14 protein-coding genes are annotated in these 12430 nt (G+C 41.1%); 11 read left to right on the top strand and 3 right to left on the bottom strand.

The annotated features are described in order from the left end of the window. Positions 1-112 precede the first annotated feature (112 nt). From L1611_RS04185 to L1611_RS04145, 9 genes are all read left to right on the top strand, one after another. Positions 113-838, top strand: a complete 726-nt coding sequence (locus L1611_RS04185; RefSeq protein WP_236311828.1) for an SDR family NAD(P)-dependent oxidoreductase — start codon at positions 113-115, stop codon at positions 836-838. A gap of 5 nt (positions 839-843) precedes the next feature. Beyond that, positions 844-1908, top strand: a complete 1065-nt coding sequence (locus L1611_RS04180) for an S-adenosylmethionine:tRNA ribosyltransferase-isomerase (protein ID WP_236311827.1) — start codon at positions 844-846, stop codon at positions 1906-1908. Continuing rightward, positions 1905-2249 carry a VOC family protein gene (locus tag L1611_RS04175; RefSeq protein WP_236311826.1) on the top strand — a complete coding sequence of 115 codons (345 nt, stop codon included), beginning with the start codon at positions 1905-1907 and terminating at the stop codon, positions 2247-2249. The genes L1611_RS04180 and L1611_RS04175 overlap by 4 nt, the downstream gene beginning before the upstream one ends. A 113-nt stretch (positions 2250-2362) precedes the next feature. Next, on the top strand, positions 2363-3571 hold the full coding sequence (locus tag L1611_RS04170) for a M24 family metallopeptidase (RefSeq protein ID WP_236311825.1): 1209 nt from the start codon (positions 2363-2365) through the stop codon (positions 3569-3571). Next, entirely contained in the window at positions 3572-4027 is a 456-nt protein-coding gene (locus L1611_RS04165; protein ID WP_236311824.1) for a hypothetical protein, read from the top strand. Between the two features lie 128 nt (positions 4028-4155). Then, entirely contained in the window at positions 4156-4680 is a 525-nt protein-coding gene (locus L1611_RS04160; RefSeq protein WP_236311823.1) for a sigma-70 family RNA polymerase sigma factor, read from the top strand. After that, complete coding sequence (locus L1611_RS04155) at positions 4670-6004, top strand: DUF4179 domain-containing protein (protein WP_236311822.1); 1335 nt, start codon at positions 4670-4672, stop codon at positions 6002-6004. Before L1611_RS04160 ends, L1611_RS04155 begins: the two co-directional genes overlap by 11 nt. A 174-nt stretch (positions 6005-6178) precedes the next feature. Then, a complete protein-coding gene (locus tag L1611_RS04150) occupies positions 6179-6598 on the top strand; it encodes an NUDIX hydrolase (RefSeq protein WP_236311821.1) in 420 nt (139 codons plus the stop codon). Positions 6599-6698: 100 nt separating this feature from the next. Then, on the top strand, positions 6699-7118 hold the full coding sequence (locus L1611_RS04145; RefSeq protein WP_236311820.1) for an organic hydroperoxide resistance protein: 420 nt from the start codon (positions 6699-6701) through the stop codon (positions 7116-7118). Positions 7119-7241: 123 nt separating this feature from the next. Here L1611_RS04145 and moaA read toward each other — a convergent pair whose 3' ends face one another. Continuing rightward, positions 7242-8249 carry a GTP 3',8-cyclase MoaA gene (moaA, locus tag L1611_RS04140; protein WP_265738341.1) on the bottom strand — a complete coding sequence of 336 codons (1008 nt, stop codon included), beginning with the start codon at positions 8247-8249 and terminating at the stop codon, positions 7242-7244. A gap of 31 nt (positions 8250-8280) precedes the next feature. Continuing rightward, positions 8281-9072: a formate dehydrogenase accessory sulfurtransferase FdhD gene (gene fdhD, locus L1611_RS04135; RefSeq protein WP_236311819.1), complete on the bottom strand. Its 792-nt coding sequence runs from the start codon at positions 9070-9072 to the stop codon at positions 8281-8283. A gap of 408 nt (positions 9073-9480) precedes the next feature. Between fdhD and L1611_RS04130 the strand changes: the two genes are divergently transcribed. Both L1611_RS04130 and L1611_RS04125 read left to right on the top strand, forming a co-directional pair. Continuing rightward, positions 9481-10737, top strand: coding sequence for an L-lactate MFS transporter (locus L1611_RS04130; protein WP_236311818.1), 1257 nt, complete (start codon positions 9481-9483; stop codon positions 10735-10737). A 523-nt stretch (positions 10738-11260) separates the two neighbouring features. After that, entirely contained in the window at positions 11261-12058 is a 798-nt protein-coding gene (locus L1611_RS04125; protein WP_236311817.1) for an SDR family NAD(P)-dependent oxidoreductase, read from the top strand. 62 nt (positions 12059-12120) lie between these two features. Here L1611_RS04125 and L1611_RS04120 read toward each other — a convergent pair whose 3' ends face one another. After that, a complete protein-coding gene (locus tag L1611_RS04120; RefSeq protein WP_221566520.1) occupies positions 12121-12396 on the bottom strand; it encodes an HU family DNA-binding protein in 276 nt (91 codons plus the stop codon). Positions 12397-12430 lie beyond the last annotated feature (34 nt).

Below are 12430 nucleotides of genomic sequence, written 5' to 3'. Positions count from 1 at the left end.
TTTTTTATCGGTCCAATTAGGTATGGGAAATTCAATCATCATTCTGACGAAAAGGAACTCCTTATTCAATAAACTGGAACTAAGAAATCCAACAATTAAGGAGTTGTCATAAATGAAGGAAAAACAAGTTGTCATGATTACTGGAGCTTCAAAGGGATTAGGAAGAGCGGTTGCAAGGGGATTTGCGAAGATTGGAGCGAATCTTGCCATTTGCGCACGTGGCGAGATGAACTTGAAAGAAGTTGCAAAAGAATTAGAGGCGTTCGGCGCAGAGGTTTTAGCAGTTCCGGCGGATGCATCGGAACCGAGGGATATTGAGCGATTCGTATCCTTGGCCGAATCAAATTTCGGAAAAATTGATGTGTTGATCAACAACGCATCCCGATTAGGACCCAGTCCGATGCCTTATCTTACAGATTACCCAAGTGAAGAGTTCCTTGATGTTTTACGGGTCAATGCGGATGGCCCTTTCAGGCTGACCAAACGAGTCTTACCGGGCATGTTGGAACGTGAGTCTGGTTCGATCATCAATGTGACTTCTGAAGCAGGGAATGTCGGGTATGCCGGTTGGGGGGCATACGGAGTTTCCAAGTTCGCATTGGAAGGATTGACAGAGATTTGGGCGGATGAAATGGCAGATACCGGCGTCCGGATCAACATGGTAGACCCTGGTGAGATGAATACCGAAATGCATGAGCTCGCTATTCCGGATTGTGATTATGAGCTTGCAGAGCCTGAAGATTTGACGGAGGTATTCCTTTATCTTGCTTCAGATGAATCAAAGCATGTAAACGGAAAACGATTAGAAGCACAAAGCTTTGTCGTAGAGGAGAGGTGATTAAGATGGGATTAGCAGCAAAAAAGCCGATGAAGTTCTATTTGCCAGAAGGGTTGAATGCTTCAAACCCACCGGAGGCAAGAGGAAAAAGGCGTGATCATGTCAGAATGTTGGTTTTGGACCGTGAAAATGGAAAAACAAAACACGACCAGTTTAAAAACCTGGAGAATTACTTGAATAAAGGCGATCTTCTTGTATTGAATATCAGCAGGACACTTCCCGCTTCTTTTAAAGTGAACATAAGAAGAGGCTGTAAGATCATTCAAGAGAACGTCGAAATCCGTCTTGCACAAAGGAAGAGCAATTCAGTTTGGAAGGTCCTGGTCGTAGACGCAAAGGTCCAACAAAGCGATGTCCTTCTCTTTTCACCGAGCTTGACAGGCTTTGTAAGGGCGGTAAATCGTAATGAACCGCTTGTGAAAGTCTGCTTTTCTGCAAGGGGGAATGAGCTCTATGACCAGTTATATAGATTGGGCGAGCCGATCCGTTATGAGTATATAAACGGGGAATGGAGTCTGGAACACTATCAAACAGCTTACGGAACCGTCCCTGGATCTGTCGAAATGGCCTCGGCAGGAAGAGCATTCAGTTGGGAGATACTGCTTCGGTTAAAGAAAAAAGGGGTGCAGATTGCAAGGATCACCCTCCATACTGGGTTGAGCTATTTCTTGAATGACCAGTGGGAAATTGGTCCAGTTGATAGTCTGGAAGAATATGAGGTACCAGGCGAAACAATCCGTAAAATCAAGGCAACAAAAGAGGGTGGTGGGAAAGTTGTCGCTGTAGGGACTACCGTTGTCCGTGCTCTCGAATCTGCGGTGGATTCTCAAGGGATGCCTGTAGCGAAAAAAGGCTGGACCAATCTGCATATCCATGAAGATTTTTCCTTGAAGGTTGTCGATGCATTGATCACCGGTTTTCATGAACCGGAAGCGAGTCATCTCGATATGTTGTCTGCATTCGTCCCTCCGATGCTTTTAAAGGCGGCCTATCATAATGCGATAAAGGAAAAGTACTTATGGCATGAATTTGGAGATATGAACCTTATCATATCAGGGGAAATCATATGACTTTTCATCATGTCGCAATTGAAACAAATCGATTGGGAAGAGCGGTACAATTCTATAAAAAACTGGGTTTCCTATTTGAATCTGAAATCGAGTTATTAGGAGAGAAGATCATTTTCATGATGCTTGATGGGTTTCGACTTGAGCTCGTTTTGGTAGAAGAAGACGTAAAGTTGACCCCTAATAAACATATCGCCTTTGAAGTAGAAAACCTTGATGAAATGCTGGAACGACATCACGAGTTCATTTTATATGAAGGGCCATATGCTTTTGAAAATGGATGGCAATCCGCCTTCATCATAGGACCAAGCGGAGAAGTGATTGAATTACTGCAAACAAGTTAGGGTGGACGTAACAGGAGTTCGCCCTTTTACCTTTCTTAGACGTTATTTCTACCAATCAATGCAGGAGTGTTCTCCATACCTATCTAATTAAATGTATAGTAGGGGGGATTGGTATGACAGTTGCAAAGGCTCAAATTGTACATGAGAAATTGGTGGCGGCCGTCAAGCTACTTAGAGTACATAACGTAGACACGTGGCTTATTTTAACAAGGGAAAGCAATGATCCTAGTTTACCATTCGTAACAGATATAAGAACATACGATATAACCGCTATTTTTATCAATAAAAGCGGTTCCCATCAAGCAATCGTTTCGAAAGAGGACTATGAAACATTCAAGCTGACAGAAGTCTTTTCCGATGTAATCACATATGATACCCACATAGAAGAGGCTTTTCTGAAAGTATTCCATATGCTTGCACCAAAAAAGTTGGCTTTGAACATCTCACATTATGACCATTTGTATGATGGATTATCTTTAGGCCTTTACAAATGGCTTGAGAGATTAATCGGGTCAAACAAATTAGGCGAAATGGAAGTGACGAGTGAACCGATTTTACAACAGTTGAGATGTATAAAATCAGCAGTCGAAATTGAAATGGTGAAGAAGTCGATCAACCATACAACAGATATTTTTGAGGAAGCATTCGCAAAAATGGAAGCCGGGATGACGGAAAAGGAGATCGGACAGCTTTTTGTAGATGGAATGAAGAAGAGAGGCGTTACGAATGGGCTGGGAGATCCTTATGATTTACCGCTTGTCTGTATCGTAAGGTGTGGCCTGGCCCATCGGAAGCCTGGTGATCATAAGGTTGAACCCGGAGACATCGTAATCATTGATTTCAGTTTACGGTGTGAAGGGTATGTTTCGGACATTGCACGGACCTGTTACTTTTTAAAAGAAGGGGAAGCCGGGCCTCCAGAAGATGTGCAGAAAGCATTTGATGCTGCTGTAGACGGAATTACAAAATCAATTGAAGCATTGCAGCCTGGAAAACTGGGTTACGAGATAGATGCAGTTGGCCGTGTTTGCATTGAAGGACATGGGTATCCGACAGTTCGGCATTCTGTCGGCCATCAAGTGGGCAGGGCGACGCATGATGGAGGAACCATCCTCGGTCCTAGGAGGACACCCCCGCGCCCGCAGGTTGAAGGGCTCATTCAATCGGGAGAGATTTACGCTATCGAACCGACTGTTATTCAAGATCATGGACTTCCTTGCATATTGGTCGAAGAGAATGTCCTCGTAACAGATGAAGGACCCGACATATTAAGTGAACGGCAGCTTGAATTGATTACAATTCCATACAAAGGGGTTAAGTAAATGAGATATAACCTTCAAAAGGAAAATTTGAGAAGATCAATCAAGCTTCTAAACGAACAGCAAATCGATTTATGGATCATTTTCACAAGCGAAGGCAGTGACCCGTGTCTCCCTTTTGTAACCGGAGTAAAAACGGTTGGACCAGGGGCGTTCCTCATTACGAAAAATCACGGAAAACTGGCGGTATGCAGTACAATTGACGCGCAGGATATCGAAGAATGCGGTTTGTTTGATGAAGTGAGAACGTATAAAGGGGATCTCGATGAAGTATTGAAATCGATGGTTGAAGAGGTCGCCCCTTCCACAGTTGCAATCAATTACTCTGAATGTTACCCGCTTGCAGATGGGCTTACGGTAGGAAGGTTCCGGTGGTTACAGGAAATGTTACATGAAGTCTATCAGAATGAATACATCTCATCAGAAAGCATTATAAAAGACTTGATAATAAAAGCTTAATTCACACGTTTCATTATCACATTTATGTTTACAATTGATGATAAAATGTTTTGGATTATAGTTTTATAAAACTTTTTAGTTTAGTGAGGTGTCTTATATTCAAGAGATGTTAGAAATAGGGGGAAACCATGGAGGAACTTGTAAAGAAAGCTAAAAAAGGTGATGAAGATGCCTTTATGGAGATCATATATACGCATAAAAAACTGCTATATCATATCGCTTTTAGATATTTCCAAAATGAACATGATGCACTCGAAGCAATTCAAGAAACTACCTATCGAGCATATCGTTCTATTCGAAAACTTAAGGACCCATCATCAGCAAAATCATGGTTACTGAAGATTTTAACGAATTATTGCCTGAATGAAATCCGGAAAAAGAAACGTACCATAACGAATGGATGGTTTTTAGAAAAAGAAGAAATAACAGGGGAACTCGACCTTAATGTCAGTATCGACTTGAAAAACAGAATCTTTGACCTGAAGAGAAACCTACAAAAGGTGATTCTTTTAAAATATTATCAAGGGTTTACGACGAAAGAGATTGCTCAAATTCTTGATAAACCGGAGAGTACGATCAAAACATGGGTTTATAAAGGTTTGAAACAATTGCGCCAACAGATGGAGAAAGAAGGTGCTGCTGATGAGCGATAAACAAATACATATACCCGAGTCAATTGATGACTATATCCAGAACGGAGTCCAAAAAGGGAAACGTTATAAAAAGTATCAAAGAAAATCCGTCATCAGTTTGGTAAGTTCATTATTCCTAATCTTTCTCTTTGTAACCAGTGTGCGAATTTCATCTGCTTTTGCGGATACAGTAAAGGCTTTACCAGGAATGCAGATAATCGTTGATATGATACAAGGTGACCAAGGATTAGAGGATGCAATTTCGAATGATTTTATTCATGAGATAAATAGGAAGGAAACCCACGAAGGTGTCACCATGTCTCTGGAGAGAATCATTATCGATCAAGCTCGAATGGTCATTTTTTATTCAATTGCAACAACTGGTGACCATGAATATTTACGATTGCATGATATAGATTTATTGGATGAAGAGGGTGAAACAATACAAGGAAGTGTCGCCTATAGTGATCCTGCAGAAAGTGTCAATCTACAAGAGGAAAATCAGATGAATGGGAAAATTACTGTCACATTTGTTGAGGACATGGCAGTTCCAGAATCCGTCACCATTAAAGCTAAATTACAGGATGCCGACACACCGACATCCCTCCATAGCGAAGCGAAGACACTTGACTCTGAATGGAACTTGGATATTCCGATTGAGAAAAAGTGGTACGAAAATACCAGGGAAACCATTGCGATTGATAAAACGTTAGTGATGAAAAATCAAAAAATCCATTTCGAAAAGGCTGTCATTGATCCGACTTTGATTGCCATCCATATCAAATATGCTCAGTCCAATGACATGCAGTTATTCAGATTTGATGACTTGAAACTTGTCGATGACCGGGGAGAAGTATGGGAAACCATCAATGATGGCGTAATCAGTTTTGGATCCGAAGATGAAATCATCCTCTTCTTCCAAAGCAATTATTTTCGACAACCGAAGGAACTTTATTTATCAGGGAGTTCGATACGTGCGATCAATAAAGACGAGCAAGAGGTTGTGGTTAACGTGCAAGAAGAAAGGTTGGAGCAGGCTCCAAGGGATGACCGGATTCAATTGGATAAAGTCAATCGTGAAGGCGATTATGTACAATTCGAATTTTCGGTTACTATGGACGAACAAGATGAAGATCATCACTACGAGATATTTGATACTCTACCTGTCAACCTGGAACAGAGTGGTAAAAGGGCTCAAACAAGTCTTTCTATTTCCGGTGAACATCCACCAATCCTAATAAATACCTATACTGTATACAATCCTGAAAATACGAAAGAAATTATTCTTAAAATCACTGATTATCCGAATCGCATAATCGACCCGTTCAAAATGAGAGTCAAATAGTAAGATCAGAAAGAGTCTGGGTTAGCCTGGGCTCTATTTGTATTTTTTCTTAAATGGAAAACGAATACTCTGTGGTCCAGCAATCGCATTTATCAAATTTAGAAGGAGTTAGGATATTTTTATGGAATTTAAATCTTGTAGAAAATCTTCCAATTAAGAAAAAGGAGCGATGAGATGAAACGAGTCAATGTGGTATATTCACTTATTTATGATAAAGAAAAGGATAAGATTTTGATGGTACATAATACGAAATATGATAATTGGTCCATGCCTGGTGGAGCAGTAGAAGAAGGTGAGACATTGATGGAGGCTGCCATTCGAGAAGCTAGAGAAGAAACAGGATTGACAATTGAAATTGAAAACCTCGTATGTGTAAATGAAGCATTCATGAAGGAAAATGATCACCACGCTATTTTCATTACCTTCAAAGCCCGGATTGTCAACGGAGAGATCTCGATTCAAGATACGGAAACCATTTCAGATGTAAAATGGATGGATATTCCAACAGCCAATGGATGGATGCCTTATCATTCTGAAGGAATTGAGGGATTTCTTGAAAATTCTGTTCCATATATATTTCAAGGAACAGTCTGACAGAATACATAGGCCAATATAGTGTTTTAAAAAATCGAATAGCAGGAACTACATATGTGTAAGATTTGATAACTTTAAAGGCTGAAGGAGGAGTTAAAGAATGAATGATGTATTATTTACTGCACATGCGACAGCAAAAGGTGGAAGGAAAGGTCATGTGAAATCTGATACCGGCCAAATCGATCATGATCTTGTAATGCCTACTGATGATACGGATAAGAAAGGTACAAACCCTGAAGAATTATTTGCATCTGGATATTCAGCATGCTTTGATGGGGCACTCAATCTGGTTGCTACAAAACAGAAAAAAGAAATCGAATCAAGTGTGACAGCTGATGTAAGTTTCATGAAGGATTCAAGCGACAATGGTTTCAAGATCGGTGTAACTTTAAATGTAGAAGTGAATGGGGTAAGCCAAGAGGATGCCGAAGAGCTGGTTAGGAAGGCTCATGAATTTTGCCCGTATTCTAAAGCCATACGGGGTAATGTGGACGTTAGGCTGAATACGAAAGTCGTTTAACACTGCGTCCAAAAGCTACACTTAATGTAACCTAGCAGTTGGAAAAGAGGGAGAGCGGCAATTAAATTATGGTCGCTCTCTTTGTTGTGTCAAACATCAAAAAAGGATGACTGATTGTATCAGTCATCCTCCGATATGTGACATTTCAACTTTTGACGTTCTTTTCGTTTGAGCAGTCCTGTTTTCTGAATACCGATCGTGTCGATTTGTCCAAATTCCTTTGATGATTTCCTTCATTTCATCATCATCAGCGCCATTTCGCATAGGACCTCTTAAATCATGACCTTTCGAAGAGAATAAACAGGTGAACAGTTTTCCTTCTGCTGAAAGCCTTGCCCGATTGCATGTTGAACAGAATGCGTCAGTTACAGATGAGATGATACCGATTTCTTCCTTTGAACCTTTGTACCGGTACCTTGTTGCAACCTCACCTTTATAATTCGGCTCTATCGGTTCAATCGGCATTTCTTCATTGATCCGCTCAATAATCGCTTTTTTAGGGAAGACATCATCCATCTTCCAGCCGTTCGTATTCCCTACATCCATGTACTCAATGAACCGGATGATGATCCCCTGTTCTCGGAAATACCTGGCCATCGGCACGATGTCTTGATCATTGACGCCTTTTTGGACGACCATGTTCATCTTGATTCCTAGTCCTGCATCCCGGGCTGCCTGTACTCCTTTTAACACCGTAGAAACAGATATATCTCGTCCGTTGATTTTCTTGAAACGTTCCTCATCAAGGGTATCCAAGCTGATTGTGACACGATGCATCCCGGCAGCTTTCAATTGTTCAGCATATTTTGGCAAAAGTGAACCGTTGGTTGTCATGGCAATGTCTTCGATATGATCGATTTTAGAGAGCATCCGGACTAGATTCGGCATATCCCTTCTCATCAGCGGTTCACCGCCTGTTAGTCGGATTTTCTTGATTCCGGAAGTGTCTTGGAACAATTGAGCTAATCTTGTAATCTCTTCGAAGCTCAAAAGCATATTTTTTTTGAGAAATTCATATTCAGGTCCGAATATATCAGCAGGCATACAGTAATGACACCGGAAATTACAACGGTCTGTTACAGAAATCCGCAGATCCCGAAGCGGACGTTTCAGTTGGTCGTAGACGTTCATAATCGGTCAGTCACCTCCTTGAAAAGGTTAGTCATATAATCCGTTCTGCGTGGGTGTATACATTCACCTTGTTCCCGCGGATGAAGCCTGCGGTGGTGATATTCAAGTCTTCAGCAGCCTGGAGGGCCAGTTCAGTCGGGGCAGCCTTTGAAAGGAATATGCCTACCCCGATTTTCGCAGCCTTCAAAAGAATTTCAGAAGAGATCCTGCCGCTGAAAACAAGGATTTTATCATGAACGTTGATGTTATTCATCAAGCAATGTCCATAAAGTTTATCAAGTGCATTATGCCGTCCGATATCGGTACGGGAAACGATCACGCCATCAGGGGTACAGATCGCGGCATTATGGACGCCGCCAGTCTCTCTGAACGTATTACTTGAAGATTGCAGGTCACTCATCAGGTCAATGCATTGTTGAAAAGTGACCTGGACTTTGGACATGGATGATTTAGCCGTTTTTACATCGTTCTGAAAATAAAAGGATTGTCGGCTTTTTCCGCAACATGAGCCTATGAATCGTTTTGTGTGGTCATGAATGGAAGGCGTGATTTTTTTTACGGTCTCGATATAAGCGAACCCTTTATCTCTATCTATGGAAATCGATGAAATGTCTCGGTTATAAAAACGGATGATTCCTTCTGATGCAAGAAAACCGATTGCCATTTCCTCAATATGTGTAGGTGTACATACCATTGTAGCAAATTCATTGCCATTCAGCATAATGGTAAGAGGAAACTCAGTCACTATGGTATCCTCTGTTTCTGTTATTTTTCCATCCTGATAGGAAATGATTTTTCTTTTTGTTTTGATGAAATCTTCCATCGTATCCCTCATTCCGTACGTCGAATTCCCTTTTACTCATTATATCTTATTTCGAAGTTTCATGTTGTTCGTACTTGAGGAGAGTGGAGGGTAGAGGGAATGGTGATATTGGGAAAATTATTCTATCAACATATCAAATTTTAAACGATAAAAAGCTTGATTTTCCCAATAACGAAGACATGGATCCCATGTTATACTGAAGTAGACAATCCCCTTAATACTCTGACACCGCCCATACCTTTTTCAGTGCAAGCACTTGTTGCTTGCACTCTTTTTTTTATCATAGATCAATCGTATGGTTTGTTAATGAATGCGCTTTCATGGTATTATTTCAAAAAATCATCTTTAGTTTTGAAACAAGCAAGGACACCAAGAGCTTCTCAAATAATAAACGTGAGGAGAGATAATGTGTCGGATAAGGTGAAAAATCGCTGGTTGATTGCCGCTTGTGGGGTCGGGATTCATTTATCGATTGGTTCGGTATACTCTTGGAGTGTTTTTACAAAACCATTGATGAACGAATATGGCTGGAGTTTAAGCAGAGTCTCTTGGACATTCAGTATCGCCATTCTTTTTTTAGGCCTTGCAGCTGCTTTCATGGGCCATTTTGTTGAAAAGCATGGGCCGAGGAAATCAGGAATCATATCAGCATCATTTTTTGGGGTCGGTCTTTTAGGTTCCGGTTTGGCAATCAATGCAGAATCTCTGACCTTACTATATGTTGCATACGGCGTGTTTGGCGGAATCGGGTTAGGAATAGGATATATCGCTCCGGTATCTACATTGGTAAAGTGGTTTCCTGACCGGAGAGGACTTGCGACCGGCCTTGCGATCATGGGCTTTGGTTTCGCCTCTTTAATTGCCAGCCCTGTGATCAATTCACTGATTAATCTGGTCGGCATTGCTGGGACGTTCTATATTTTAGGGATTGTATATTTAGCAATTATGCTCCTCTCATCCTCTTACCTGTCACCACCACCTGTAGGATGGAAACCAAAGGGTTATGATGAGAGCATGGAAAAAAGAAAGCATAAACCGCAGGATCTCTCACAGCTTACAGCTAATGAAGCTTCGAAAACCAGACGATTCTGGTACCTATGGTTGATGTTGTTCATCAATGTCACTTGCGGGATCGCCATCATTTCAGTCGCTTCCCCTATGGCCCAAGAAATAGCTGGTTTAAGTGCAGCAGCAGCAGCGACGATGGTCGGAATTATGGGACTGTTCAACGGATTAGGGCGTATTGGCTGGGCATCACTGTCAGATTACATTGGCAGACCGAATGTGTATACTGCTTTTTTTGCTATCCAGATCGTACTGTTCATCCTGTTACCAATTACTACAGCTTCCCTGTTATTCCAAGTTTCCATTTTTTTTATCTTATCTTGTTATGGTGGAGGTTTCGCTTCCATACCAGCTTATATCGGAGATTTGTTTGGCACGAAACAACTTGGGGCTATCCACGGTTATATCTTGACGGCCTGGGCTGCAGCTGGTCTTGTAGGACCGATTCTCGTTTCATGGTTACGTGAGACTACCCAAAGTTATACACTGACTCTTTATATTTTTGCAGCAGCTTTTTTAGTGGCGCTGGTCGTATCCATCCTTATCCAAGCCGATGTTAAAAAACTGAGACAGAAGAATAAAGAGAGGGCGGCAAGTTAATATGCAAATGTCCGTAAGTAGTACAAAATGATTATAAAAGAGAAAGGTCGCATCGTTTTTATGTGGGTAGGAAAAGTTGGGAAAATCTTTGATTGACAACTACGTTTTTTTCGGTTGTTTTTCGGTTGTTTTCCCAATAACAAACCCTTTAGTGCCGTGTTATACTAAAGTAGACAATCCCCTTAAAACTCTGACACCGCCCATACCTTTTTGGTGCAAGCTAAAGTAGCTTGCACCCTTTTTTTGTTTAAAAAGCCTACTGAGTTCAATTCGTATGATGTTCTCATTGAAATGTCAACTATATTCGGTGGAAAGTGAACATTTTTGGTAAAATGGAATAAACATTAGTTTACATGAATGGAACTAAGGGTAAGTTGATATAAATAACGGCGTTGTCAAACCAATGCAATGAACCTCAAATCTTCTTGAAACGAGGGGTCTGTCTTTTTTTAGTTGAGTCCATCTACTTTAAAATAAAGAAATCATAATTTTTTAGTTCTTAAAAGGTAAAGGAGCGGCCGCGATGAACGTTTTTTCCTTTGATGCACTTGAAAACCGGCATGTCATCGTAACTGGTGCAAGCGGAGGAATCGGAAGTGATACGGCTAAAGCAGTGGTCAAAATGGGTGGAAAAGTGACAATCACAGCAAGAGACGAAAAAAAATTGAACTTGCTGAAGCAAGAAATAGCCGAATTTACCCCTGCCGATAACGTATATGTACATATAGCCGATTTGACGGTTGAGGAAGAACAAATCAACCTAGTTAAAAAAGCAATTGACAAGCTTGGACCTGTTTATGGATTAGTGAATTGTGCTGGGATCAGTGGCGGTGGGATCATTGATGATACCTCAAAAGAAGAGCTTGAATTCATCATGGATCTGAATTTTACCTCCGCGGTAATGTTGACAAAACTGGTTTATCAATGCATGAAAAAACAGCAACGAGGGGTCATCGTCAATGTATCCTCATTATCAGGGGTGAGAGGAACATATGGGAATACAGCATATTCGGGGTCTAAGTTTGCCCTGATTGGGTTTACCCATTCCTTTGCATTTGAAGCCATTGAAAATGGAGTCAGGGTCAATGCGGTTTGCCCGGGGTATGTGAATACACCGATGGGTATTAAAGCTATAGAAAAAAGGGCAGAACGAAACGGGATTTCATTCGAAGAACAATGGAAGGCGATCAAAAAAGAATATCCTTCAGGGAAATTGACTCAGCCAGAAGAAGTGGCTAATACGATTGCGTACTTGCTCACTGATGCTGCGCCAAATATTATTGGGGAGTCAGTGAAAATTTCTGGCGGAAGCGTCATGTGATAATGAAAAGAGAAAAGGGACTTGCCGGATTGGTAGTCCCTTTAGTTTCTTATAGACTTAAACTATGCTCTTACTGCTTCTTTCAGCTGTTTACCCGGCTTGAAGGCAGGTGTACGAGTAGCTGGAATTTGAATGACTTGACCAGTCTGAGGATTGCGTCCTTTTCTTGCTTGGCGTTCGCGAACTTCAAAACTACCAAACCCGATCAATTGTACATTTTCACCATTCGTAAGTCTTTGAGTAATTGCATCAATAACTGCATTGACAGCTGTTGTCGAGTGTTTTTTTGATAAACCGGTTTGTTCAGCAACTTGTTGGATTAAATCACGTTTGTTCACGTTTATTCCTCCTTGATATTATTCGATGGAACCT

Source organism: Pseudalkalibacillus salsuginis (genome assembly GCF_021646685.1).
Lineage (GTDB): Bacteria > Bacillota > Bacilli > Bacillales > Fictibacillaceae > Pseudalkalibacillus > Pseudalkalibacillus salsuginis.
Note: the sequence above shows the minus strand (reverse complement) of the source record. Positions and strands in the feature narration are given on the sequence as shown.